This is a genomic window from Actinoalloteichus sp. AHMU CJ021, from assembly GCF_002895405.1.
Taxonomy (GTDB): domain Bacteria; phylum Actinomycetota; class Actinomycetes; order Mycobacteriales; family Pseudonocardiaceae; genus Actinoalloteichus_B; species Actinoalloteichus_B caeruleus.
The window spans coordinates 1784117-1809983 of record NZ_CP025990.1; the positions used below are offsets into that span (position 1 = coordinate 1784117).

Annotated in this window: 21 protein-coding genes; 7 read left to right on the forward strand and 14 right to left on the reverse strand. The window is 72.0% G+C overall.

The features are described from left to right. Positions 1 to 228 precede the first annotated feature (228 nt). Positions 229 to 1356, reverse strand: a complete 1128-nt coding sequence (locus C1701_RS27225; protein ID WP_026417277.1) for a DUF2332 family protein — start codon at positions 1354 to 1356, stop codon at positions 229 to 231. A gap of 1410 nt (positions 1357 to 2766) precedes the next feature. Here C1701_RS27225 and C1701_RS07365 point away from each other — a divergent pair. The 4 genes from C1701_RS07365 (at position 2767) to C1701_RS07380 (ending at position 6054) form a co-directional block, all read left to right on the forward strand. Beyond that, positions 2767 to 3291, forward strand: coding sequence for a SigE family RNA polymerase sigma factor (locus C1701_RS07365; protein WP_026417278.1), 525 nt, complete (start codon positions 2767 to 2769; stop codon positions 3289 to 3291). After that, positions 3291 to 4436: a hypothetical protein gene (locus C1701_RS07370; protein WP_103055728.1), complete on the forward strand. Its 1146-nt coding sequence runs from the start codon at positions 3291 to 3293 to the stop codon at positions 4434 to 4436. Before C1701_RS07365 ends, C1701_RS07370 begins: the two co-directional genes overlap by 1 nt. A 94-nt stretch (positions 4437 to 4530) precedes the next feature. Beyond that, a complete protein-coding gene (locus tag C1701_RS07375; protein ID WP_026417280.1) occupies positions 4531 to 5190 on the forward strand; it encodes a metallophosphoesterase family protein in 660 nt (219 codons plus the stop codon). An 18-nt stretch (positions 5191 to 5208) separates the two neighbouring features. Beyond that, on the forward strand, positions 5209 to 6054 hold the full coding sequence (locus C1701_RS07380; protein WP_026417281.1) for a hypothetical protein: 846 nt from the start codon (positions 5209 to 5211) through the stop codon (positions 6052 to 6054). Between the two features lie 34 nt (positions 6055 to 6088). Here C1701_RS07380 and C1701_RS07385 read toward each other — a convergent pair whose 3' ends face one another. The 6 genes from C1701_RS07385 to C1701_RS07410 form a co-directional block, all read right to left on the reverse strand. Next, positions 6089 to 7267 (reverse strand): ABC transporter ATP-binding protein, encoded by a 1179-nt coding sequence (locus C1701_RS07385; RefSeq protein WP_026417282.1) that lies wholly within the window; start codon positions 7265 to 7267, stop codon positions 6089 to 6091. A 7-nt stretch (positions 7268 to 7274) separates the two neighbouring features. Beyond that, complete coding sequence (locus C1701_RS07390; RefSeq protein WP_026417283.1) at positions 7275 to 8120, reverse strand: carbohydrate ABC transporter permease; 846 nt, start codon at positions 8118 to 8120, stop codon at positions 7275 to 7277. Next, positions 8120 to 9142 (reverse strand): carbohydrate ABC transporter permease, encoded by a 1023-nt coding sequence (locus C1701_RS07395; protein ID WP_026417284.1) that lies wholly within the window; start codon positions 9140 to 9142, stop codon positions 8120 to 8122. The genes C1701_RS07390 and C1701_RS07395 overlap by 1 nt, the downstream gene beginning before the upstream one ends. Next, a complete protein-coding gene (locus tag C1701_RS07400; RefSeq protein WP_026417285.1) occupies positions 9139 to 10407 on the reverse strand; it encodes an ABC transporter substrate-binding protein in 1269 nt (422 codons plus the stop codon). The genes C1701_RS07395 and C1701_RS07400 overlap by 4 nt, the downstream gene beginning before the upstream one ends. Positions 10408 to 10749: 342 nt before the next feature. Then, positions 10750 to 11274, reverse strand: coding sequence for a general stress protein (locus C1701_RS07405; RefSeq protein ID WP_026065638.1), 525 nt, complete (start codon positions 11272 to 11274; stop codon positions 10750 to 10752). Positions 11275 to 11435: 161 nt separating this feature from the next. Continuing rightward, on the reverse strand, positions 11436 to 12293 hold the full coding sequence (locus C1701_RS07410; protein ID WP_026417286.1) for an LLM class F420-dependent oxidoreductase: 858 nt from the start codon (positions 12291 to 12293) through the stop codon (positions 11436 to 11438). 1037 nt (positions 12294 to 13330) lie between these two features. Here C1701_RS07410 and C1701_RS07415 point away from each other — a divergent pair. Beyond that, entirely contained in the window at positions 13331 to 13705 is a 375-nt protein-coding gene (locus tag C1701_RS07415) for a hypothetical protein (protein WP_051313290.1), read from the forward strand. A gap of 37 nt (positions 13706 to 13742) precedes the next feature. Here the strand turns inward: C1701_RS07415 and C1701_RS07420 are convergent, their stop codons facing one another. After that, a complete protein-coding gene (locus C1701_RS07420; RefSeq protein ID WP_026417287.1) occupies positions 13743 to 14234 on the reverse strand; it encodes a MarR family winged helix-turn-helix transcriptional regulator in 492 nt (163 codons plus the stop codon). A gap of 194 nt (positions 14235 to 14428) precedes the next feature. Between C1701_RS07420 and C1701_RS07425 the strand changes: the two genes are divergently transcribed. Then, complete coding sequence (locus C1701_RS07425) at positions 14429 to 15610, forward strand: Mrp/NBP35 family ATP-binding protein (protein ID WP_051313292.1); 1182 nt, start codon at positions 14429 to 14431, stop codon at positions 15608 to 15610. 96 nt (positions 15611 to 15706) lie between these two features. On the opposite strand, the gene tatB is transcribed toward C1701_RS07425, so the two are convergent. The 5 genes from tatB to sigE all read right to left on the reverse strand — a co-directional run bounded on the left by tatB (position 15707) and on the right by sigE (position 23514). Continuing rightward, on the reverse strand, positions 15707 to 16111 hold the full coding sequence (tatB, locus tag C1701_RS07430) for a Sec-independent protein translocase protein TatB (RefSeq protein WP_026417288.1): 405 nt from the start codon (positions 16109 to 16111) through the stop codon (positions 15707 to 15709). Between the two features lie 83 nt (positions 16112 to 16194). Then, complete coding sequence (locus tag C1701_RS07435) at positions 16195 to 17421, reverse strand: S1C family serine protease (protein WP_211237451.1); 1227 nt, start codon at positions 17419 to 17421, stop codon at positions 16195 to 16197. A 664-nt stretch (positions 17422 to 18085) separates the two neighbouring features. Then, positions 18086 to 22000: an ATP-dependent RNA helicase HrpA gene (gene hrpA / locus C1701_RS07440; protein ID WP_103055730.1), complete on the reverse strand. Its 3915-nt coding sequence runs from the start codon at positions 21998 to 22000 to the stop codon at positions 18086 to 18088. A 111-nt stretch (positions 22001 to 22111) separates the two neighbouring features. Beyond that, positions 22112 to 22933, reverse strand: a complete 822-nt coding sequence (locus C1701_RS07445) for a zf-HC2 domain-containing protein (protein ID WP_103055731.1) — start codon at positions 22931 to 22933, stop codon at positions 22112 to 22114. After that, a complete protein-coding gene (gene sigE, locus C1701_RS07450; RefSeq protein WP_030104153.1) occupies positions 22930 to 23514 on the reverse strand; it encodes an RNA polymerase sigma factor SigE in 585 nt (194 codons plus the stop codon). Before sigE ends, C1701_RS07445 begins: the two co-directional genes overlap by 4 nt. Positions 23515 to 23899: 385 nt before the next feature. On the opposite strand from sigE, the gene C1701_RS07455 reads away from it, so the two are divergent. Beyond that, entirely contained in the window at positions 23900 to 24547 is a 648-nt protein-coding gene (locus tag C1701_RS07455) for an O-methyltransferase (RefSeq protein WP_026417292.1), read from the forward strand. On the opposite strand, the gene C1701_RS07460 is transcribed toward C1701_RS07455, so the two are convergent. Further along, a complete protein-coding gene (locus C1701_RS07460; RefSeq protein ID WP_337662183.1) occupies positions 24519 to 25814 on the reverse strand; it encodes an MFS transporter in 1296 nt (431 codons plus the stop codon). The two genes, C1701_RS07455 and C1701_RS07460, sit on opposite strands and share 29 nt — an antisense overlap. Between the last annotated feature and the right edge of the window lie 53 nt (positions 25815 to 25867).

Genomic DNA, 25867 nt, shown 5'->3' on the forward strand with positions numbered 1-25867 from the left:
CCCTGTCGGGGAGTTCTGGCTGGACAACGGCTCACGCGGAGCTCACGCGCTCCTCGCCCGGGTCGACGCGCCTCGTCCGACCGCGCGGCCCTCGGCTCCCGGACCACGGGCCCGGCGCTCCCGGCGCCGGCCGGTGCGAGCTTCACCACAGTGGGCAGCGGTGGAACGGCGGGTGCGGCGGCCCGGACGGGTCGACGGGCCAGGGTCAGCGAGCACGTCGCCCGGTGGTCAGGCCGCCAGCCACCGCATCCGGCGGCCGCCACGATCCGTCGCGGCGAGCACCCTGGCCTCGGGGCGGCCCTCCGACCAGCGGGTGAGCCCGAGGAGGTGGCCCTGACCTGCGGCCCGGGCGGCACCCGCACCCTCGGCGGAGTCGATCACCGTCAGTAGTCCCGCCTGAACCGGGTCATGGCTTAGCCACCACAGTGGACGCTGCCGGCCGAGGGTCGCCAGCTCGGTGGCCAGGGCGGTCAGGTGCACGGTCGCGGTCGCTGGTTCCGCCCACCAGGGATCACTGGTCAGCACCACGGGAACTGCGTCCGGGGGAACCCTGTTGATCGCCGCCGCGATGCCCGCCACCGGATCGCTACTCACCATTTCGGGTGGGTTCTTACGCTGCGCGGCGAAACCCAAGGTCATCTTGGCCAACCAGTCGGGTTGGTCGGCCCACACGCACGCCTCCAACCAGGCGACATCCTCGTCATCGTCGAGGTCCGGCGGCCGCGAATCCACCCCGATCGTGGCGGCGAGCGGCAGCGTCCTGGGCAGGGTGGGGAACCTGGCACCGGGAGCCAGTTCGAGCGCGCACCGCAGCCGGACCCGTGCGGCGGCGGGACCGGCGGACAGCTCGCCGACCTCCGCCCCCTGGTACCGGTGGTGGTAGTGGTTGACACCGAGCAGCAGCCCCGCCTCGGCGCCGAGGTGCACCAGCCCCAGCTTCCTCCCGGTCTCGGAGGCGAGCACGGACAGGGCCGGGTAGAGCAGCGCGGACCTGGTGATCTCGTTGTGCCGCACCGGGCGGCTGGCCGCCAGCGCGCCGATCCGCTCTGCCCGGGCCAGGACGAACTCCCGGAAGAGCGGCCAGGTCGAGCCGTCGGGGCCGGAGGTCCCACCGAGGTCCGGGTAGTAACCCGCCAGCGGCAACCACGGCTCGGCGGTCAACAGCCGGTGCGCCGCCGCGAGCAGGGCCTCGGGACGGGGCTGTTCCGAGGGCAGCCCGGCCACCGTGCGGAGGACCTCGTCGTCGTTGGCGGCGTTCTCGGCGAGAACGGCGTAGAGCGGTGACACCCCCGCGGCCTGCCGGTGCGCGAAGTCGCGGAAGCTGTCCCGCACGGACCCGAGTCCGGCGTCGTCCATCTGCTCTCCCCACCTCGGTCGGGCGGCCGGGGCGTCGATCGGGTCACCGGCCGCCGGCGGCGTCGCCGTGATCAGCCGCCGATGGCACCGAGTCTGCCGGGTGCCGACCCGCCCTCGCCGGTCGGTGTGGGCGACCCCACCGGTACCAGGGTGTCGAACCGGGTCGTCCGACCGCCTCGCCGCGTCGAGGCCGGCCGTCGTCCGAGACGTCCCGGTGGGGGTCGGGGTGCCGGACACGGGATCGTTCCCCTCGGGGCGGCCCGGGAGGACGACGCTGACTGGTCCGGGCCGAGGGCCCGGTGGGGTTCGGGGGCCGGCCGGGCGCCCTCCGCGCGCGTCGGCGAACCGGGAGCGGGAGGGAACGCCCTCCCCGAGAACGAACGTGTGGCACCGGAGGTGGGGTGACGCGGTCCCAGCGGAAAGAAGGGCGGAAACCGTACGAGCGGTGGTTCGGCCGCGATGCTCTCGCCGGCATGTCGGACCAGCGGGGCGGGCAGCGGTGTCCGGACGGCGGGAGCGCAGGGGGAATGCGCGGATTCCCACTCCCCCCGGAATGACGAATCCCGCCTCGTCCCGGTCGACGGGAAGCGAGCGGGCGGCGGTTCCCACTTCCGGGCCACCAGCGCCCGCGGAATGGGGGCGGTGGTCGGCACGCTTGGCGGCACTCGGAGCAGGCGACCCGAGATGCGCGCGATCGGCCGCGCTCCTCGGGATTTCGCCGTTCGCCGCGTCGGACTCGGACTCGGACTCGGACTCGGACTCGGACTCGGACTCACCGAAATGGTGACCCGGTCCGAGGACATCGTGGTGTGCCGAGGCGCCGGACGACATCCTCCCTGGCAGGACGGGCGCGGGAGCCCGCGGGGCCGACAGGGCGACGAGCGGGGTGGGAGCAGGTGGAAAGCACGACGCGCGACGGTCGAACGTCACGTCCCTCCTTTCCACGGAGCCCTCCCTCGGATCCTCGCGGACGAGGAATCGGGCCACCCGAGCGGGGACCGCCGCGACGGCCCCCGTTTCCCTCGGTGGGGACCCATCCGATCCCGGTATCCCGCACCGCCGAGTGGGACTCCCGCGATCGTGTCATGATCTTTCTCCCGTGTACAGCTCCACTCGCGCTCCGCAGTGACCCCGCGGCACCGTTTCCCCACTGTTCGCCGGCAGGGATGAATGCGCTCGCCCGAACAGCGGGCGGTGTGGGATTCACGTGAGGCCATCAGATTCGAGAAACGGGTACGGAACGATCGGCCACGCGTTCCGCACCGGCACCACCGGATGTCGGGGCGCCCGGCGTGTGCCGGGGACCCGCGAAGGACCGCCGCTCCCGAGGTGACCGGGAAACGACATCCGGTGCGACGGAACACCTCGGCGAGCGCGTTCCAGGGGTAGCCAACCACGAAGGGGCGCACCTTGACGTTCGACGAGTTCGTCGCCCTCCGACTACCACGTCTGCTGAGGTACGCGACGGTCCTCACCTCCGACGCGCACCTGGCCGAGGACGTGGTCCAGGAAGTGCTGCTCCGAGCCCAGTCCCGATGGAGACGCATCGGACGGCTCGAGGCACCGGAGAGCTACGTGCGGAAGATGATCACCAACGAGTTCCTGTCCTGGCGGCGGAGACGAGCCTCGGGGGAGGTGGTCACGCCGCCCGACGCGATCGGGACCCTGCGCGAACGGGCCAGTCGCGAGCACGACGACGCCCATGCCCGGTACGACGAGCGCGACGCCATGCTCCGCCGCATCGCCCGGCTCCCGAGGAAGCAACGCGCCGCCCTGGTCCTGCGCTACTACGAGCAGCTGCCCGACCGGGAGATCGCCCGGCTGCTGCGCTGCGGCGTGGGCACCGTGCGCAGCCACGTCTCCCGCGCCCTGAACGGCCTCCGCTCCGAGGCACCAGCACCCGGAACCCGGCCAGCACTCCTGAAGGAGGCGTGATGAGCTCCGACCACGAACGGTTGATCAGGGAGGCGCTGCTGCGCCAGGCCGACGCCGGTCCGGAACCGGCCGAGGTACTGGCCGGCCTCGAACGGGCCGGGGAGCGCCGCCGGCGCCGGCGGCGCGGCACGCTCCTCGTCGCCGCCGCGACCGTCACGACCATCGCGGTACCGGTCGCGGTGCTCGCCCTGGCGGACGGGGAACGGGGACCAGGGGTGGTCGCGGCGCCGGACACGCCTCCCAGCGAGGAACCGCCCGACACGGAGTTCTTGGGAGAGACCGCCTCCCTCGGTTACGGACCCACCTGGGTGCCGGAGGGGTTCCTGGAGTACCGGCGGACCTTCGAGAGCACCCCCCCTCCCGAGCCGGTGGAGGGCGAGGGGCCCACCGAGTGGAGCCACACCCGGTCGTGGACCAGCGGGCCGGTCGAGGAGGCGGCGGTGACGGCGCCGACGGTCACCGTGTGGGTGCTCAAGTACGAGAACCCCCAGACGAACCACAACCTGGACGACCTGCCCGAGGTCCAGCTGGACGACACGACCACCGCTCACGTCAACGAGGACCAGCGGGGGTACCGCAGTCGCCTCTCGTGGTTCCCCGCGCCGGACGTGCTCGTCGTGGTCACCGCCTCGTCGATCGAGGATTCCTTCAGGGTGGCGACGGACGTCGCCCGGTCGGTCCGGGCCGACGTCCACGTCGAGTTCCCGATGCCGCTGGAACTCGACGGACCGAACCCGGCGCGCTCGGTCTCCCTGGGGGCCCAGCCCGGGGACGAACGGGCATGGTCGGCCCTGCTGTCCACCGGCGTGCCCGGCGAGGAGGACTACCAGGCGGAGCTGGAGGTCGAGTACCTCCCGGACCGCCCCGAGGTGGACCAGCCCTGGATGCCCGACGGCGCGCCGCCCCCGGTGGAGACCCCCGTCCTCGGTGGGACGGCGTTCTTCTACGCCCCGCACCACCCGTGGTCCTCCGGTGGCCGACCGGCGTCGCTGGTCGTCCCGACCGCCGACGGGCGGTGGCTGGTCGTGCGGGACGGCCGGCCCACCGAGGGGAGCTCGGTGACGATGGACGACCTGGTCGACGTCGCCGACAGCCTCGTCGTGCACCCGGACGTCGACCGGTCGTGGGTGGGCACTCGTCCCTGAGCCCACCGGGACGGCGGTGAGGGGTCGTCGGCCCGGGCCGCGAGGCGCGGCCGTCGTCGCTGCTGGCACCCGGCCACCCCCCTATGCTCGCGGGGTGGTGCGGGTGCTGGCGGTCGCCGACGGGGTCGTGGAGAAGCTGTGGACCGAGCAGGTCCGGGCCTACGACGTCGCGCTGGTCCTCGGCGCCGGTGACCTGCCCTTCGACTACCTCGAGTACCTGAGCACCGAGCTCGGCGTGCCCTGCGTCTTCGTCCCCGGCAACCACGACCAGGACCTCGGCGGTTACACGAAGGTGCGGGGGATGTGGACCAGAGGGGGCATGCCGGTCTCCTGGCCCGGCCCCGCCGGAGCGGTCAACGCCGACGGCCGGGTGGTCGACGTCGCGGGCCTCCGGATCGCGGGCCTCGGCGGCTGCCTCCGCTACCGCGAGGGCGCGAACCAGTGGACCGAACGCGAGCAGGCCCGGCGGGGACGGCGGGTGTGCCGCCGGGCGGCGGCGCGGCGCTGGCGGGACGGCAGGGGGGTGGACGTGCTGCTGACGCACGCGCCCCCGTTCGGGTGCGGCGACCTCGACGACCCGCCCCACCGCGGCTTCCGCTGCCTGCACGACGTGGTGCGCCGCCTCCGGCCGCCGCTGCTGGTCCACGGCCATATCCATCCGGAGTACGGACCCCGCGCGCGCGAGGGCCATCTGGGTAACACTCTGCTGGTCAACGCCGCTTATCACCGTGTAGTCGAGATTCCCGTTCCATAGCCACCCCGGAGGTGGAACGTGCGCCGTGACACCGGCTTCCCCCACGCGGACGCCGAGAACGACTTCCTCCGCTCCCGGCGCCAACAGGTGCTGGCCCGGCTCTCGGCCTGGCTGCGACGGGAGCCGGACGACGTCAACATCATGCTGCCGTTCACCGAGGTCGTCGAAGCCCTCGGCCAGGTGGGCGAGCGGAGGCTGGGGTTGCGCGTCATCCGCTTGGACACCGTGGTCGGCAGCGTGGACCGGACCAGGGACTTCGACCGCCGGTTCCGCCCGACCTCGACCAGGGTGCGGGAGCGGTGGGAGCGGCTGGCGCGGGCGCAACGGCGGGGTGAGGCCGTCCCGCCCATCGCCGTCTACCGGATCGGGGACCTGCACTTCGTCCAGGACGGCCACCACCGGGTCTCGGTGGCGATCGCGCACCACAACGACACGATCGACGCCTACGTCACGGAGATCATCACCAAGATCGACGCGGCGGGGATCCGTTTCCGGGGCGACCTGATGGTCAAGGCGGACCGCCGGCTGTTCCTGGAACGGGTCCCCCTGCCAGGGGAGGCGCGCGCGGCGGTCGTGCTGACGGACGCCTGGGAGTACACGGAGCTCAGCGAGACCGTGGAGGCCTGGGGCTTCCGGCTCATGCAGGACGAGGGCACGTTCCTGGACCGCACCACGATCGCCCGGCGCTGGTACCACGAGGAGTTCCGCCCGGTGGTGCGGCTGCTCCGCTCGGCCGAGTTGATCGCGGACCGCACCGAGGCGGAGGCGTACCTCCGCGTGGGTTGCGAGCGGTACCGGCTGATGCGGACGCACCGCTGGGACGACGAGATCATCGAAGCGGTACGACGCGGTCCCCGGCGCTGACCAGGGGGTCGGCGCCGGGGACCGGCGGGGTGCGTCATGCCTCCAGGGTCAGGTTCCTGCCCGTGGAGGGGTCGAAGAGCTGGACCTTGCCCAGGTCGAACCACACCTCGTGGTGGTCGCCCTCGCGCACCGGCGAGACCGCCGAGAGCCGGGTCACCAGCTGGCCCTCACTGGCGGGGACGTCCGAGCTGCCCGAGTCGGCGGCGAGTTCCTCCAGTTCGGCGGAGCGGGCCTTCTCGTCGAGCGCGTAGTAGACGTACTTGTCCGACCCCATCGACTCCACCACGTCGACCAGGCCGGTGAAGACGTCTCCCTCGGCGCGCATCCGGTCGTCGACCAGGCTGGCGTCCTCGAAGTGCTCGGGCCGGATGCCGAGGATGACCTCGCGGGGCGCGTCCGCCCGCTCCATCGCACGCCGCAGCCGGTCGGTGAGCCGGATCTCGCCGAGCGCGGTGGCGAGCCCGCCGTCCGCGACGGCGGCGGGGACGAAGTTCATCGCGGGCGAGCCGATGAACCCGGCCACGAACAGGTTCGCGGGGTGCTCGTAGAGGTGCTGGGGAGCGCCGATCTGCTGGACCACTCCCCCGCGCATGACCACGACCCGGTCACCGAGGGTCATCGCCTCGGTCTGGTCGTGGGTGACGTACACCGTGGTGGTGCCGAGCTGCTTCTGGAGCCGCGACACCGAGGTGCGCATCTGGACCCGCAGCTTGGCGTCGAGGTTCGACAGCGGCTCGTCCATGAGGAAGGCCTTCGGGTTCCGCACGATCGCCCGCCCCATCGCGACCCGCTGCCGCTGACCACCGGAGAGGTTCGACGGCCGCCGGTCCAGGTGCTGGGTGAGGTCGAGGATCCTCGCGGCCTCGTTCACCTTGCGGTCGATCGTGGCGGTGTCCAGCTTGGCCAGCCGGAGGGGGAAGGCCATGTTCTCCCGGACGCTGAGGTGCGGGTAGAGCGCGTAGGACTGGAACACCATGGCGATGTCGCGGTCCTTGGGAGCCCGGTCGTTGACCACCGTCCCGTCGATGCGCAGCTCACCGGAGGTGATGTCCTCCAGGCCGGCGATCATGTTCAGCGTGGTGGACTTCCCACAGCCCGACGGGCCCACCAGGATGATGAACTCGCCGTCGGCGATCTCGATGTTGACCTCCTGGACGGCGAGGGCGCCGTCCGGGTAGCGCTTGGTCACCCGGTCCAAGACGATGTCTGACATTGTCACCTCATCCCTTGACAGCGCCGGAGGTCAGGCCCGCGACGATGCGGCGCTGGAAGAACAACACGGCCACGATGATCGGCACCGTGATGACCACGGCCGCCGCGGAGATGGACCCGGTCGGGTCCTGGAACTGCGAGTCACCGGTGAAGAACGACAGCGCCACCGGGACGGTGCGTGACCGCTCGGTCGAGGTCAGGGTGAGCGCGAACAGGAAGTCGTTCCAGCAGAAGATGAACACCAGGATCGCGGTGGTGAAGACGCCGGGCGCGGCCAGCGGAGCGATGACCTTCAGGAAGGCCTGGCCGGGCGTGGCGCCGTCCATCTTCGCCGCCTTCTCCAGCTCCCAGGGGATCTCCCGGAAGAAGGCCGACAGCGTGTAGATCGCCAGCGGCAGCGAGAAGGTGATGTAGGGCAGGATCAGCCCCGGCCAGGTGTCGAACAGGCCGAGGGTCCGCTCGATCTCGAACAGGGGCGAGACCAGCGAGATCTGGGGGAACATCGCGATGAGCAGGGACACCCCGACGAGCAGCCGCTTCCCCGGGAACTGGAGGCGGGCGATCGCGTAGGCCGCCATCGTGCCGAGGACGACGGCGATCGCGGTCGCGATCAGGGCGATGCCGATCGAGTTCAGCAACGCCCGCAGGAACTCGGTGGTCGACAGGATCGACCGGTAGTTCTCGAGTGTCCACTCCCTCGGGATGAAGTTCCCGTCGTTGAGGGTGGCGGGTGTCTTGAACGACAACGACATGATCCACAGCACCGGAACGAGGGCGTAGACCACCACCAGGGTGTTCAGCAGGCTCCACCTGAGCTTGCGTGCCCGGGTGTCGGTGCCTCCGAACGCGGCCATCAGCGCCTCCCCTCGGTGTCACTGCCCGGTGCGGCGGTGCCGAAGAGCTTCACGAAGACGAACGCGATCAGGGCCACCGACAGGAAGATCAACACCGACATGGTGGAGCCGATCCCCAGGTTGAGCGCCTGGATCAGGTTCGTGTTCGCGAGGATCGACACCGAGGAGGTGTCCTGTGCTCCCGAGGTCAGCACGTAGATGTTGTCGAAGATGCGGAACGCGTCGAGCGTCCGGAACAGCAGGGCCACCAGGATCGCCGGCTTCATCACCGGGACCATGACCTTGATGAACCGCTGCCACGGGCCGGCCCCGTCCATGGACGCGGCCTTGAGCAGGTCGTCCGGTACGAGCGCCAGGCCGGCCATCAGCAGCAGGGCCATGAAGGGCGTCGTCTTCCAGACCTCGGCCAGCGTGATGATCGCCAGGGCGCTGGCCTGGTCGGTGAGCGGAGCGGAGCCGGGGGCGAACAGGTTGGCGAGGTACCCGGTGTCGGGGGTCCAGGCGTACCGCCAGGAGAAGGCGGCGACGACGGTGACGATCCCGTAGGGCACCAGCGCCGAGGTCCGCACCAGTCCTCGACCCACGATCGTCCGGTGCATGATCAGCGCGAGCGCCATGCCCAGCACCAGCTCGATCGCGACCGAGACGACGGTGATCAGCAGGGTCACCCCGAACGAAGTCCACCAGTAGCTGCTGGTGAGCACCTCGACGTAGTTGGCGAGGCCCACGAACTCCTGGTCAGCCGGGAACCGGAGGTCGTAGCGCTGGAGCGACAGCCAGACGGAGTAGATGATCGGCCAGCCGGTGACCGCGATCATGACGAGCGCGGCGGGAGCGCACAGCAGCAGGGCCAGGCGGCGCTCCGACCGCTGTCCCTCGGTGAGCGTCCGGCGCCCCGACCGGGTGCCACCGGTCCGCCCACCGCGTCCCGACCCGCCCGCCGGGCTCGGGCCCGGCTCGGCGGTCCCGTCCGCCGGGGAGCCGGGGGCCGCCTGGTCCTCGGAGAGGCGTTCCCCGCTCATGGCAGCACCCCCTTCGACTCCAGCGCCTTCTGCACGGACACCCGCAGCTCCTCCGCGGTTCGTTCCGGATCGATCGCCGAGGGCGGGGACAACGTGTGCGACAGCACCGTCGAGACGTTCTGGTAGGCCGGGGTCGAGGGCCGGTTCGCCGCGTTCTGGACGCTCTCGAGGATCGCGTCCTTCATCGGGTAGGCCTCGAGCATCTCGGGCTCGTCGTAGACGCTCTCGATCGTGGGGGGCACGCCGCTGTTGATCGCCGAGAACTTCTGGTTCTCCGCGTTGCGCAGGCAGAGCGCGGCGTCGAACGCCTCGTCAGGGTGTTCGGAGTAGGTGCTGACGGCCAGGTTGTACCCGCCGATGGTGGACCGGCTGGGGCTGCCAGGCTCCACCCCCGGGTAGGGGGCCCACCCGACGTTCTGGGCGAGCTCCGGTGTCTCCGCCTGCATGGCGGCGTAGACGAAGGGCCAGTTGATCTGGAAGGCGGCGTTGCCGGTCTGGAAGGCCAGGCGGGCGTCGTCCTCCATCGCGTTGGTCAGGCCCGGGTGCGCGAGGCCGGAGGTGGCGAAGTCGCGCAGCACCTGGAGGGCGCGGACGGCACCCTCGTCGAACTCCGCGCGCAGGCCGTCCTCGGAGAGCATGTGCCCGCCGGCCGACGCGGTGATGGAGTTGTAGTGGACGACCAGGCCCTCGTACTGCGCTCCCGTGATGAGGATGGTGTGCGGGTCCCCGGCGTCCTTGAGCTCCTGGGCCGCCTCCATCATGTCGTCCCAGGTCTCCGGCGGCTCGTCGACCAGGTCGGTCCGGTACCAGAGCAGTTGGACGTTGGTGTTCTTCGGAGCCGCGTAGAGCCGGTCCTCGTACCTGGCGGACTCGAGCGGCCCCTCCAGCGTGCCTTCCTCCGCCTCGGCCCGGTGCTCGCCGGTCCACTCCTGGATCCACTCGGCACCGGCGAACTCCTGGGTCCACATGAGGTCGAGTCCGAGGACGTCCATGTCACGGTCCTCGGCCGCCAGCCGCCGGACCATCTGGAGCCGCTGGTCGTCGGCGCCTCGGGGCAGTTTGTTGTAGACGATCTGGTACCGCCCGGCGGCCCGCTGGTTGCAGTTCTCCACAACCGTCTCCAGGCCATCCTCGGGCGCGTAGTAGAGGTTGACGGTGATCCCCTGCTGGTCGGCGCCGCAGGCCGCCAGCGGTATCGCGAGCAACGCGACCCCCATAGCCGCCGCGGCCCGCCCCGGCCGCGCACGCATCGCGGGGCGCCCCATCGCTGCCTCCTCCCGGCGACGGCTGAGGCGACACCCCGGCACCGCGTCGACACCGCCCGGGTGACCACAGCCGGCACCACGTCGTGCCCGCACTGATCGCCGGTCGCCGCCCTGGCGGTGACCGGCCGCCTCGGGGTGCGTCTCGTCACACCCCGGGAACGGCGCATCGAACCTAAGGCCGTTGATCACCTTCCGCAACAGGTACTGCGCAAGATGCGAGATCTGTTATAAAAATGGGTCTCCAAGCAGCCCGTTACTCGGCCAGGTTCTCACAGTCGGTGACTCCTAACCGGACAAATCCGGAATCAACCCCCACTAGGGTCATTCCCGTTCGTGGAAGCCTCAGGACGCGGACGGTGGCCGCATCGCCAACTTCGCGAGCAGATCCCTACCCTGTTCGGCGTTGCGCGGATGGCACAGGACGTCGTACCGCCCGGCGACCAGTTGGCTCGCGGAGACGAAGTCCCGCCGCCCCCGCGCCGAGCCGTAGGTGACCGCCGCGAAGAGGAGCCCGAAGAGCACGCCGGTCCCGAGACCGACGAGCACCGGCCCGATGAAGACGCCCTCCGTTCCGCTGAACAGGCTGAGCAGGATTCCGACGAACAGGCCGAACCACGCGCCCGAGGCGGCCCCGCCCGCGAGTACCTTGCCCCAGGAGAGCTTGCCGGTCACCCGCTCCACGAGCATCAGGTCGACACCGACGATCGTCACCTCCTGCACCGGGAAGTCGCTCTCGGCCAGGTAGTCGACCGCGCGCTGCGCCTCCTCGTACGTGCCGTACGAGCCGATCGGCCACCCGGTGGGCGGAGTGGGCAGTCTCGGCGCGCTGCGCGCGTCTCTGCCCGAGCTGCCGAAGGGACTGGTCACCGGTTCTCACCTCCGTGAACGGGAACTTCCATCCTGCCAACGATCAGGGCGACTGGCAGTTCCTGCGAATCGTTCGTGGCGACCATGATCCCTGTCTCGTTCCACGGAGGCGCGGCCGTCCCGGTCTCGACCCACCCCGCCCCGTCACCGCGCTCGTACCCTCACAGCGGGAGCACGGTCGCGAGGCGCCGGTAGGCCGGCCTCGGATCCGCTCCGTCCGCCGTCAGCACCTGCACCGACACGTGGTCGGCACCGGCGTCGAGGTGGGCCGTCACCTTCGCCGCGACCGACTCGTCGGTCCCCCAGGCCACCAGGTCGTCGATCAGGGCGTCGCTGCCGTCGTCGGCGATGTCCTGCTCGGTGTACCCCAGTCGCAACAGGTTGTTCGTGTAGTTCACGAGCCTGAGGTAGGGGTTCGCGACCGGGGGACGACCGACGGCCCGGGCGGTCGCCGGATCGCTCTCCAGCACCACCTTGTGCTCCGGGGCCAGCAGGACGCCGGCGCCCAGGACCTCCCGCGCCCGCCTGGTGTGCTCGGGAGTGGTCAGGTAGGGGTGTGCCCCGGCGGTGCGTTCACCCGCCAGCCGCAGGGCGCGGGGACCGAGCGCCGCCAGCACGCGGCGGTCCAGCGGAACGGGGCGGGCGGCGCTGTCCAGCTCGTCGAGGTACTCCACCAGCCGGGTGTACGGGCGGACGTACCCGGCGCCGACCGCCTCGCGGTGCCCGGCCCCGATCCCCAGCAGGAACCGGTTCGGGTACCGCGCCTCGATCCGGTGGAAGGACTCCGCGACGGTGTCGGCCGGGGAGTCCCAGATGTTGACGATGCCGGTGGCCACCACCAAGCGCGTCGTCGCCGCGAGCAGGTGCTCGACGACGTCGAGGTCGGCGGAGGGCGAACCACCCACCCAGAGCGTCCCGTATCCGAGCTCCTCCAGTTCCGCGGCGGTCTCCGCCCCCACCGCACCGGTCAGGAACGGGGCGGGCCGCCAGATGCCGATACGGCCGAGTCGTGGGCTCATGATCGTCTCCTTCCGTCCTCCGTGCGAACGTTCCCGGTCCCTGATCTCATTCCGCATCTCATCCCGAAGTTCCGGCGACGGCGAGTCGAGGCGGCCGGGAACAGCCAACCGGGGAGCTCGGACCGGGCACGTCGGTCGGTGGGTGGGTGGGTGGGTGGCGTCCCGCGCCGCCCGCGCCGGGTGACCAGCGGCCCCCTGGCCGCCGCGACCAACGCCCGCCCCGGGGCCACCTCGTCGATCGTCTCCGCGCCAGGCGATGGCGCGCCCGAGCCGCCACCCCCGAGACGGTGTGCCACGCGGAGGCCAGGCCGGTGGTGCTCGTCCGCTGCCCCTGGCAAGGACAAGGAGTGATCTCGTCGCGCTGGTCCGGGCGCGGGTCCCACCCGCCGTCGAGGTCGAACCCGGCCCGAAGGGCGCGACCGCCGGAGTCCGTCCTGTTCGCGAAGGCGGAGGCGGGGACCGCCGACCGCCCGTACCCGCCGAACCGTCACCACCAGCAGCCGCGCCGGCACCGGGCGGGAGACACCGACGTCCTCGTGGTCGCCAGCCCTCGCCCCGACGTCGGCGCACGCGTGCCCACCGACGCGGTGAGGTCCGCTGGCCCGAGGACCAGCGGCTCGAACCGTGGAGCGGAGGCCGCGACCACCTCCGGCCGGCGGGGGCCCTGGACCGCTCGGTCCGGCTCGGATCGACGCGGCCCGAGGGGAGGCCGAGGCCCGCCAGCCGCGGTCGCGGTGCCGGGTCCCGCGCCGTCGAGTTCCTCGAACGCTGCTGGTGGGAGCCAGGGCGGACCCGGGCGGCCACTCCACGGTGCCGCGCCGGGCGAGTGGGCTCACCGGGACGTCGTGGAAGGGGTGGCGGGCGCCGACGAACGACCGGACCGCCTGCGGGCGACCGAGGCGGAGCGGCCGCCCGCGTGCCGTGGCCGACCTGACCCGACCCGGGTGGCTTCTCGCTCCCCCTCGGATCCGGGGCCGGCACGGCAGCGGGCCCGGCACGCCCGCACGCGGTCCACCCCCTCCTGGGATGCTGGGGGGATGGCTGGCACCGCCGACACCACCCGCACGCTGGACCTCGCCCTCCGCAAGGCCGGGGCGGTGTGGGTGGCTCCCGGGAACCGGCCGGCCAGGCTGGTGTGGACCGTGTGGCGCGGTGGTGCGCTGTGGGTGGCGGTCGGACCGGGGGAACAGCAGGTGCCCGGCCTCGCCGACGACTCCCTCTGCCAGGTGACCGTGCGGTCGCCGAGCACCCGTTCGCACCTGCTGGAGTTGCGAACGCGTGCCCGGCTGGTCACACCCGACGAGGACACCCTCGCCGCGCTCACGGCGGCCCGCCGCAACCGGCCGCCCTCCTGGACGGAGGTCTACCGCCTCGTCCCGGAGCCGGGCGAGGCGGAGGAGGCCCCCGGATGAGGGCGCCCCCCGCCCTCGACGGGCGGGGCCGCCCGAATCAGGCCTGAGCCCGCTGACCGGCCGCCCTGGGTACCTGGCCGTCGGCCAACTTGGCGCAGGTGTCCGCCAGGGACCCGAGTTCCTCCCCTGGCAACACCGAGGTGAAGTACTGGCTGACACCAGCCAGGTGAGTGGAGACCGCCATGCGCAGGCGGTCCTTGCCCTGTTTCGTGAGTACCGCCATCACGCCGCGACCGTCCGTGTCGACTCTGACCCTGCGCACCAGCCCGACACGCTCCAGCCTGTCGACGAGTCGGGTGACACCCGACCTGGACAGCAGTACCGCGTCCGCCAGTTCGGTCATTCTGAGCCGTTGTTCGGGAGCCTCAGCGAGATGGACGAGCACGTCGTAGGCCGCCAGGGAGAGCCGCTGCTTGGCGATGAGGTCGGCCTCCAGGCACCGCGTGACGCGGGCGTGTGCCCGGAGGAAGCTGCGCCAAGCCGCGATCTCGTCTCCGTTGGGTAATCGGCCGAGAACGGTATCCGACACGAGATCGATGTTACGGAACGCGCGCGACCGTGCGCACAGCGCCCCCCGGGAATGATGACTCTCCGCGTTCGCCCGGGTACGACCACCCGGGGAACGGCGGGCGGGACCGGTACCAGCGGGTGCCCGCGCCGTAGCATGGAGGCCGCACCAAGGTCCAGCAGCCTCATCAACGACGAAAGGCCCGGTGTTCGCAAGTGACTCCTGCCCAACCGGCTGACACCGCACTCTCGCCGGAGACGGTGCGCGAGGCGCTGTCGCGGGTCGAGGACCCGGAGATCCACCGGCCCATCACCGAGATCGGGATGGTCAAGGACATCACCGTCGGTGAGGGCGGAGTGGTGGATGTCGGGATCTACCTGACGGTCGCCGGATGTCCCATGCGCGACCGCATCACCCGGGACGTCAAGGCAGCCGTCGAGGCGCTGCCCGGCGTCTCCGACGTGCGCGTCGAACTGGACGTGATGAGCGACGAGCAGCGTTCCGAACTGCGCAGGACGCTGCGCGGTGACTCGGCGGAACCGAGGATCCCCTTCGCCGAACCGGGCTCCCTCACCAGGGTGTACTGCGTGGCCTCCGGCAAGGGAGGCGTCGGGAAGTCCAGCGTGACGGTCAACCTCGCCGCCGCGTTGGCCGCGCGGGGTCTCTCGGTCGGCGTCGTCGACGCCGACATCTACGGGCACTCGGTCCCGAGGATGCTGGGGGCCTCCGGCAAGCCCACCAAGGTCGAGTCGATGATCATGCCGCCGCAGGCGCACGGCGTGAAGGTCATCTCCATCGGCATGTTCACCCCCGGGAACTCCCCCGTGGTGTGGCGTGGCCCCATGCTCCACCGCGCCCTCCAGCAGTTCCTGGCCGACGTCTTCTGGGGCGACCTGGACATCCTGCTGCTCGACCTGCCCCCCGGCACCGGTGACATCGCCATCTCGGTCGCCCAGCTCATCCCCAACGCCGAGATCCTGGTCGTGACGACGCCGCAGCAGGCCGCCGCCGAGGTGGCCGAACGGGCCGGGGCGATCGCCATGCAGACGCGGCAGCGCATCGCGGGTGTGGTCGAGAACATGTCGTGGCTCGAACTGCCGGACGGTCAGCGGATGGAGCTGTTCGGCAGTGGCGGGGGCCAGCTGGTGGCGGACTCGCTCTCCCGGTCGGCGGGGGCCGAGGTCCCGCTGCTGGGTCAGGTGCCGCTGGACCAGCGCCTGCGGGAGAACGGCGACGCCGGCACCCCGCTGGTGCTCGCCGAGCCCACCGCCCCCGCCGCCCAGGTGCTGCTCGACGTCGCCAAGCGGCTCTCCGTGCGCGCACGCGGGCTCGCCGGTCAGATGCTGTCGGTGACGCCGGTCCGCCGTTCGAATCCAGCCGAGCGGAGCACAGGCTGAGCCGATCGGGGGAAGTTGGGTCGGGGCCGCCCTCGGGCGGCCCCGATCGCGTTCGTGGCCGGTCTCCCGCGCCTCCGGGCCTCCCCCGGCGTGGGCTCAGGTGGCGTCGGGGTCGATGGGGGGGCGCTCCCCCGGCCGCAGGGACGGCTCAGGTGGGCGGGCGGGCCCCGAGCCGGCGGTGGGATGGCCGTTCGGCTTCTCCGGGGCGCCGTCCGCCAGCGGCCGGTCGTCGTCGAACAGCTTCCTGGCCTGGTCGGTGATGGCCGTCTTCGGGTTCAGGTTCCGGAGACCACGCAGGTCCTCCAGCGGTTTGCGCAGTTCGTCGAACTCGGGGCCCATCTCCGAGCGGATCTGCTCACGCGCTCCCGACGCGTAGTCGCGGACCTTGCGGATGGTGTTGCCCAACCAGGCGGCAGCGGCGGGCAGCCGTTCCGGGCCGAAGATGAACAGACCGACGAGCAGCAGCACGAACAGCTCCGGCCACCCAATGTTCTCGAACACCCTGGCACCTCCTCCGCACCCGCGAACAGCCTAACGGTTGCCCGGTCATGCGAAAGGGTCTCGGGTGGGACGGTTCCGGCCGGTCAGCGGTTCTGGTCCGAGTCGAGGATGACCGGGATCACCAGGACCCCGTCGCCCCGCACGATCTCCAGCTCGATCTCGTCACCGATCTGGCGCTGGCCGACCGCGAGGAGCAGTTCGTCCGCGCCGCCCACGGGCTGGTCGTCGACCTTGGTGATGACGTCGCCCTCCTGGACACCGGCCCGCTCCGCCGCCCCGCCCTCGCGCACGTTGGCCACCTCGGCGCCGTACTGGTTGCCCGACACCCTGGTGACCGGGTTCACCCCGAGGTCCGGGTGTTCCACCCGGCCGTGCTGGATGAGGTCCTCGGCGATCCGACGCACCTGGTTGACCGGGTTGGCCAGCCCGATCCCGATGGAGCCGCCGCCCGGCGTGGCCTCCCGGATCGCGGTGTTGATGCCGACGAGGGCACCGGACGAGTTGACCAGTGCCCCACCCGAATTGCCCCGGTTGATCGCCGCGTCCGTCTGGATGGCGTTGATCACCGAGGTCTCCGCGGCTGGCAACCGGGACGGCCGGTCCAGGGCGCTGACGATGCCGGAGGTCACGGTGTTGGGGAGGTTCAGCGGGTTCCCGATGGCCAGGACCGTGTCCCCCACGGCGAGCTGGTCGCTGTCACCCAGCTCGATCACCGTCAGGTTCTCGACCTCGACCTTCAGCACGGCGAGGTCGGTGCGCTGGTCCCGGCCGACCAGCGAGGCCTCCGCCCTGCTGCCGTCGGAGAAGACGACGTCGATGTCGGGGGAGTCGGCGTCGGCGGCCGAGGCGACCACGTGTTCGTTGGTCACCACGTAGCCCTCCTCGTGGATGACCACGCCGGAACCCGCACCGTCGCCGGTGTCGACGGAGACCACGGCTGGCCGCACCCGGCTGACCACCTCCGCGAGGGAACCCGGCTCCCGTTCCACGGCGGTGTCGGCCTCGGCGAGCGTCACGTCGGGACGGTTCAACACGCTGCCACCCTCGGCGGTGATCCGGCCGAGGAAACCGCCGGCCAACCCGACGAGGAGGGCGGCCGCGAACAACGCGCCCAGCGCGGTCGGCTTCACCCGCTGCCCGAAGAGCACCTCGCGGGCGCTCAAGCGCGCGGCCGCGCGCGGGGGTTCGGCGTCGGGGTCACCGTCGCTGGTCCCGGCCTCCAGAGCGGGCGGCCCCAGCACGGCCGGCGCGCTCGGATCCCGCCAGGCGTCCCGTTCGTCGGCCCACATGGTCGGCTCGGGGGGCGTCACCGGCCGGGAGGGACCCGGCTGCCGCCGCGGACCTTCTCCCCCACCTGTGGGACGTCCGAACGCCGCCGCGAGCTCCGCGTGTTCGGGGGGCCGGAGCCGGATGGGCGGCGGGGCCGCCGAGCCGGTGGGACGGTCGAACGCGCCGGTCACATGGTCGGGCCGGCCGAACACCGCCTCCTCGGCGGACCGGGGCGCCCTCGGCGCGCTGACCGGAGCGGCCGATCCCGCGGGGGTGTCCCGCCGGACGGCCTGGTCGTCGTTCCGACCGTGGTCGGTGCCCTCGGAGTCTCGGCCAGGAGAGGAAGGCGGCAGCTGCTGACTCATCGCTTCCCGAGCGGTAGGGGTCGTGTCGGTCCGAAGCCGGCGACGTCCGACGCGCCGACGGTGGTCTCAGCTTAGGCCGTCGGGGCCGGGGAGGACTGTCGTTCTTCGTCGGTTGGCGTCGTCGACCGTCTCCGGCCGGGGTCGGGTGGTCCGTGCGGTGACGGCCGCGATGGCCGGGTTCGCCCGGTCCCAGGGCGAACACGAGCCAGGTCCGTCACGTGCGCTCCCAGGGTGCGGTACCACTGGTGAAGTGGGCGTATCCCCGGAGGGCGTCCCGTGGTCGGGCCGGCCGTCGGCCGGGGACGGGGAGCGACGACGCGGGGGGTCCGGACGGCGGCGGTCAGCGCCGCGCGTCCTCGACATCCGCGATCGCCCGCAGGACGCGCACGTCGGACACGCTGTGGGCGGTTCCGAGCGACTGGGCGAAGTAGCTGACCCGAAGTTCCTCGATCATCCACCGGATCTTCCGCAGTTCCCTGGCCGAGGTCGCGCTCCCGGCCAGGCGTTGACGCGCGTCGTCGTAGGCCTCGCGTACCGCCGCCACCTGGTCGGTCAGCTGGGCGTCCCTCGCGGGGTTCTCCGGGAGCTTCTCCAGGCGGCGTTCCATCGCCTGGAGGTACCGGGGGAGTTGGGCGATCCGGGCCGCCCCCGTCGCGGTCACGAACCCCGGGTACACGAGTTCCGCCAGCTGCCGCCGGACGTCCTCCCGGCCAGCGGCGAGGGCGGGCGCGGTGGAGGCGGCCAACGCGCGCTCCACGGAGGTCGCCGCGGCGAGGGTGTCGCTCACGTGGCGTACGACGGTGTGCACCCGGGCGGGCAGTTCGCTCCGGAGCTTCTCCCGCAGCCGGTCGAAGGCGGCCGGGTCCCTGCCCGGGGCCCCCGCTCCCACCAGGATCGAGTCGGCCGCGCAGTCGACGCAGTCGTCCAGCAGGGCCGGCAGGCCGCCGTGCGGGTTGCGGGTCAGCGCGAGCTTCCGCGCGTTGCTGAGGCTGTTCTTGAGAGACCGCAGGGGAGAGGGCACGTTGAGCAGGACCAGGCGCCGGAAACCGCGCCACATGGCCCGCCGGGCCTCCCCTGGGGTCTCGAACATGCGGACGGAGACGGTGTCGCCCTCGTCGACGAGGGCGGGGTAGGCGGTGACGGTCAACCCGTCCTGGTCCTGGCGGTACTCGGTGGGCAGTTCACCCAGATCGTTCCAGCTGGTCAGCCCGGTGCGTTCCAGTGACCGGGCCGCGTGGGAGAGGGTGGCGCGCACCCGGCCGCGCAACCTCGCCTTGATCGCCCCGAGGTCCCGGCCCTCCGCGACGGTCCCACCGTCGCCGTCCACCACCCGGAACGTGACCCTGAGGTGGTCGGGGAGCTGGTCGGTTCGCCAGGCGTCGCGGGGAACGCTGACCCCGGTCAGCCGGTGGAGCTCCCGTTCGAGCGCCGGCAGCAGTGCCAGCTCCGAGTCGGGGCTGATCCGGGAGAGCACCGTCCTGGCCACGTCCGGAACGGGCACGAAGTTCCGCCGGACGTTCTTGGGCAGGGTGCGGATCAGCGCGGTGACCAGCTCGGACCGCAGGCCGGGCACCTGCCAGGTGAACTGCTCCGGCGTGACCTGGTTGAGGGCGGCCAGCGGGACGTCGACGGTGATGCCGTCGCTGGTGGTACCCGGCTCGAAGTGGTAGGACAGCGGCATCTCCAGACCCGGCTGCCGCCACGTGTCCGGGTAGTCGGACTGGCTGACGCCCCCCGAGTTCTCGTTCACCAGCATCGACCGGTCGAAGGTCAGCAGGTCGGGCTGGGTGGTCCTGGTCTTCTTCCACCAGGTGTCGAAGTGCCGTGCGGAGACGACCTCCGCCCCGACCCTCGCGTCGTAGAACTCGAACAGCGTCTCGTCGTCCACGACGATGTCCCGGCGGCGCGCCCGGTGCTCGAGTTCCTCGACCTCCGCCAGCAGCCGGCGGTTCTCGTGGAAGAAGCGGTGCCGGGTCTCCCAGTCCCCCTCCACCAGGGCGTGGCGGATGAACAGTTCCCGGCTCACCTCCGGATCGATCCGCCCGTAGTTGACCTTGCGGCCGGTGACGAGCGGGATGCCGTAGAGCGTGACCCGCTCGAGGGCCATCACGGCTCCTCGCCGCTTCTCCCAGTGCGGCTCGCTGTGGAAGCGTTTCACGAGGTGGCCCGCGAGGCGTTCCACCCACTCGGGTTCGATGCGGGCGACGACGCGCGCCCACAGCCTGGTGGTCTCGACGAGCTCGGCGGCCATCACCCACCTCGGCTGCTTCTTGAACAACGCCGAGCCGGGGAAGACGGCGAACCGGGCGTTGCGGGCACCCTGGTAGTCCTGCTTCGGCCCCTCCTTGAGCCCGACGTGCGAGAGCAGGCCGGCCAGCAGCGCGAGGTGGACGCGCTGCGGCTCCTCCCTCGCGGTGCTCATCGGCAGGTCGAGCTGTTTGGCGATCTGCCGGAGCTGGGAGTGCACGTCCTGCCACTCGCGCACCCGCAGGTAGTTCAGGAACTCGTTGCGGCACAGCCTCCTGAACCTGTTCGAGGTCAGTTCCCGCTGCTGCTCCCGCAGGTAGTCCCAGAGGTTCAGGTAGCTGAGGAAGTCGGACTCCTGGTCTGCGAACCGGGCGTGCTTCTCCGCGGCGGCCTGTTGCCGTTCGGCCGGGCGTTCCCTCGGGTCCTGGATGGAGAGCGCGGCGGCGATCACCAGGACCTCCTGCACGCAACCGTTCCGCTCGGCCTCCAGCACCATCCTGCCGAGCCGGGGGTCGACGGGGAGCTGGGCGAGTTTCCGCCCCAGCCTGGTGAGGCGGCGGCCACCGTCCTCGTCCACCTCCAGCGCTCCCAGTTCGTGCAGGAGTTGGACGCCGTCCCGGATGTTGCGGGCGTCGGGTGGTTCGACGAAGGGGAAGGCCGCGATGTCCCCCAGCTCCAACGCGGTCATCTGGAGGATGACCGAGGCCAGGTTCGTCCGGAGGATCTCGGGGTCGGTGAATTCGGGGCGGTTGTCGAAGTCCTCCTCCGAGTACAGCCGGACGCAGATCCCCTCGGCGACCCGACCGCAGCGGCCCTTGCGCTGGTTGGCCGAGGCCTGGGAGACCGGCTCGATCGGCAGGCGTTGGACCTTCAGCCGGTGGCTGTACCGGGAGATGCGGGCGTTCCCGGTGTCCACCACGTAGCGGATGCCCGGCACGGTGAGCGAGGTCTCGGCGACGTTGGTGGCGAGGACGACCCGCCGGCCGGGGTGCGGGCTGAACACCCGGTGCTGCTCCGCCGCGGACAGCCGGGCGTAGAGCGGCAGGATCTCGGTGTTCCGGAGGTTCGCCTTCTCGAGCGCGTCGGCGGCGTCCCGGATCTCCCGCTCACCGCTGAGGAAGACCAGGATGTCACCCGGTCCCTCCTGGCTGAGCTCGTCGACGGCGTCGCGGATCGCCTGGGTCTGGTCCCGGTCGGGGTCCGGGTCGTCCTCGTCGAGGAGGGGGCGGTAGCGCACCTCCACCGGGTAGGTGCGGCCGGAGACCTCGATGATCGGTGCGCCGTCGAAGTGGCGGGAGAAGCGTTCGGGGTCGATCGTCGCCGAGGTGATGATCAGCTTGAGATCGGGTCGGCGGGGCAGCAGCTGCTTGAGGTAGCCGAGCAGGAAGTCGATGTTCAGGCTGCGTTCGTGCGCCTCGTCGATGATGATGGTGTCGTACTGCCACAGCATGCGGTCCTGCTGGATCTCCGCCAGCAGGATGCCGTCGGTCATGATCTTGAGCAGGGTGTCGTCGGTGGAGCGGTCGGTGAAGCGGACCTTGAAGCCGACCGTCTCCCCCAGCGGCGTGGCCAGTTCCTCCGCCACCCGCTCGGCGACGGTGCGGGCCGCGAGCCGACGAGGTTGGGTGTGCCCGATGGCGCCCCGAACCCCACGTCCGAGTTCCAGGCAGATCTTGGGGAGCTGCGTCGTCTTCCCGGAGCCGGTCTCCCCCGCGACGATGACCACCTGGTGGTCGCGGACGGCGGCGAGGATGTCGTCCTTCTTCCGGCTGACCGGCAGCGCGTCCGGGTAGCGGATCACGGGAGCGGCGGCCCTGCGGCGCGCGACCCGCGTCTCCGCGGCCGCCAGGTCCGCCGTGATCCGGCTCAGGGCGCGCTCCCGCGCGGGTCCGCCACGCGCCTTGCGCGAGCCTTCCAACCGGCGCGCGAGCCGCTGCTCGTCCCGGAGCGTCAGCTCGGGGAGGCGGGCGGCGATCTCGGCCGTCGAAGTCACTGGAGGCGTTCCCATACCGGGGCAAGGATAGGCACACCGCGTCGGCCGGCCACCAGCCATTAACGGTCCGGGGCTGCCTGGCCTGCGTCGAGGAGCGGGCGACGTGACCAGCGCCACCCGGGGCGGTCAGGGACCGACCGGTGCGGGGGTGGTGCTCCCGTCGACGTTGGAGGGGGTGGGGCGGTCGTGCGCGGAAGGCGTCAGGTGCGCGCCCGGCGCCCGGGACCCGGCGCTGGGCGGGCTCGACCTCCCGACCACGGGCGCGTCTCCGGTGGCGGTGACGGTGGTCGCCAGGGGAGCGGGTGGCCGGCCGCCGGCGGCACCGGCGGGCTGGCTGACCGGTTCGCGCCCGTCCCTGGCTCCGGCCTGCTCCGGCACCTGACCACCGGGGGCTCCGGACGGCGTCGCCAGCATGACCGCCCCGAGCATGAGACCCGAGACGACGACGCCGGCCCCGTTGCGCAGCCGGCGGCCGCCGCGGGGCGAGCGGGCGCGCCGGGGCGCCTGGGCCCCGGGCGGTGCGGCGTTGAAGGTTCCCGCGCCGAGGACGGTGTCGCCCTGCCCGAGCGGGGTACCCGACCCGAACGGGGCACCGGAGCCGAGTGGAGGGACACCACCGAACCTGCCGCCCTGCCCGCCTGGCTGAGCGACGACCATCTGGCCGTCGGCGGTGACCGCGAGTTCGTCGGGCCCGGTCGGGAGCTGGGCGCTCTGCGGGATGGCGCGCAGGCTCTCCAGCAGGCCCGCCGGCATGGTGGGAGCGGCGGCGGAACGCAGCGCGGCCCTCGCCTGGCGTTGCGCGCTCGCCTGGCGGGCGCAGCGCACGCACCCGGCGAGGTGGCTCATGGCACGGTCGTGCGCGCCGGGGGTCAGTTCGCCGTCCACCAGCGCGACCACCGCGTCCACGGCGAGGCAGTGTTCGGGCAGCAGACCGTGCCGTTCAGTCATGCGGAGTCCTCCAGGGCGCCGGCTCGGCGACGCTCGAGTGCCGCCTTGAGCGCCTGCCGGCCACGGTGAATCCTGCTCCGAACCGTACCCAGCTTCACCCCGAGCGTGGCGCCGATCTCCTCGTACGAAAGACCTTCCACGTCACACAGCACCACGGCGGCCCTGAACTCCGGGGGGAGTTCGTCGAGCGCCGCCTGGAGGTCGGGATCGAGGTGGGTGTTCGCGAACACCTCCTCGGGGCTGGGGCCGCTGCCCGGGAGCCGGTCGGTGTCCTCGGGCAGGCCCTCCATCCGCAGTCGGGCACGACGGCGGACCATGTCGAGGAACAGGTTCGTGGTGATGCGGTGCAGCCACCCCTCGAAGGTGCCCGGCTTGTACGAGGCGAGCGACCTGAACACCCGGATGAAGGTCTCCTGGGTCAGGTCCTCCGCGTCGTGCGGGTTACCGCTGAGCCTGAACGCCAGGCGATACACCCGATCGGCGTGTTGCCGCACTACTTCGTCCCAGCTCGGCGGCGTCCAACCGGCGGACTCCACCCCGTCGGAGGATGCGCTCGCCGTGTCATGGGGAACTGCGGTCATCGGCTGGGTAGGCATCGTGTGCAGGACACCTCCTACGGGCTAACTGCCATAGGGGAACGCTCACGCGTCCCGTGTTGTTCCCGCGCCTCGCGGGACACCACCGTCTTCGCTGGCGGCTTCACCCTCTCGAACCGGGATGAGGCGGTGGTGAGAACAGGCTGAGAGGACCCTGAGAATGGGGTACCCGCGTCGGCGGGTGGGACAACCGTCCCGGGGGAACCGCGGGTCGGAGCGCGCCCCGGCGACTGGCGGAGACGGCGTGTACTCCGCGCGGGCGGTCCGTGACCGTCGGGCGGAAAGCGCGGCTCGGCGATCGGGTCAGGCACTGAGAATAAGGGGGCGCTTCGGGTTCCGCCAGGGCGGTGCGGCGCTAACCTCCTTGCTTGTGACACCCGAAACTCCGGCGGCCGACCTCAGCGTGGTGCAGGACTTCGTCGCGGACTACCTCGCGGAGGACGAGGTGCTGGCGGCCGCGCGGGCTCGCGGGGTGGCGCTCGGGTGCGAGCCGATCAGCCCCGGGAGCGGGGCGGCGCTGCGGTTCCTGGCCTCGTCCCTGCGTGCCAGGGCGGTCGTCGAGGTGGGGTCCGGGGCCGGTGTCAGCGGGCTGTGGCTGTTGCGGGGCATGTTGGGTGAGGGAGTGCTCACCTCGATCGACTTCGACCCGGAGAACCAGCGGGCGGCGCGGAAGGCGCTGGCCGAGGCGGGTGTGGCCGCCGGGCGCGCCCGCCTGATCACCGGGCGGGGCCTGGACGTGCTGCCCCGGCTGACGGACGGGGGCTACGACCTGGTCTTCGTCGAGTCGGGCTGGGTGGACTACGCGAGCTACCTGGAGGAGGGGCTGCGGCTGCTGCGTGACGGGGGAGTGCTCGCCTTCGGGAACCTGCTGCGGATCGCCGCCGCGGGGGGCACCCAGGAGGAACACGCCGGGTTGCGGCAGTTGACCGAGGTGATCCGGGTTGACCCCCGTCTGGTCCCGTTCCTGCTGCCGTTCGGCGAGGGCCTGCTCATCGCGGCGAAGCGGGACGTCCAGTAGCGTCCTCGCCGCTGCCCGGTGCCGCCGGGGGTGGCCCCGGCGGCGGCTCCCCCGCCCGGCCGAGGACCGCCACGCCCAGCGCCGCGACGAGGAACCACGGGCACACCACCGCCACCGTCCCGGGCCAGCCCCAGGCCCCGTAGGCCAGACCGCCGAGGGTCCCGCCGACGCTGCTGCCCAGGTAGTACGACAGCCAGTAGACGGCCGCGGCCTGGCCGCGCGCCCAGTGCGCCGACCGGCGACCCAACCACCCGTTCGCGGTCGCGTGGGAGGCGAAGAACCCGGCGGTCAGCACCACCAGGCCCACGACGACCACCAGCAGGTGCCCGGACAGGGTGAGCAGGGTTCCGGCCACGGTCACCCCGAGCGTGCCCCCGAGCACCCTCCTCGGCCCGAACCTGTCGGCCAGGCGCCCGGCGACGGGCGAACTCACGCTGCCGGCCGCGTAGGCCAGGAACACCAGCGAGGCGACCGCCGGGGCGACCAGGAACGGAGGCGCCGACAGCCGGAAACCGACGACGTTGTACAGCGCGACGAAGCCGCCCATCCCGAGGGCGGCCACCAGGTAGGGCCCGTACAGCTCCCGCCTTCCCAGCGCCGCGACCACCCCCGCCGCCAGCACGCGCCCACCGGTCCTGGCCGGCCGGGTGGGAACACCTTGGCGGGGAAGCAGCAGGACGAAGACGGTCGCGCAGGCGGCGGCCAGCAGCGTCACCACGGCGACACCGGTCCGCCAGTCGCTGAGCCCCGCCAGGACGCCGGCCACCACCCGCCCGGCCATTCCCCCGAGGGTGTTGCCGGCGATGTAGAGGCCGATCATCGCGCCGAGCCCCCGTCCCCGGCCGCGCTCGGCGAGGTAGGCGGTGGCGGCGGCCGGGAGACCGGCGATCGCCATCCCCTGCGCCGCCCTGGCCGCCACCAGCAGCTCGAAGGTGGGGGCCAGCGGCACGAGGAAACCGATCACGACGGCGGCGACGACCGCCGCGACCATCACCGGTCGGCGACCGAACCGCTCCGACGCCAGCGCCAGCGGGAGGACGGCGACGGCCAGGCCCGCGGTCGCCGCGGACACCGCCAGCGACGCCCCGCCCGGCCCCAGGCCGTACTCCTCGGCGAGCTGGGGAAGGACCGGTTGCGCGCTGTAGAGCAACGCGAACACCGCCAGGCCGGCCGCCAGCATCGCCACCGCGACCCGTCGTCGCTCTCCTTCGTCGGACCGCGTGGTCGGAGGCTCCGCTGCCGACGACGAGTTCTGCGTCCTGCCCACCCCGGAGACGCTAGGAAGCCAACACTCATTCGTCCAATGACTGGAACGGCCTA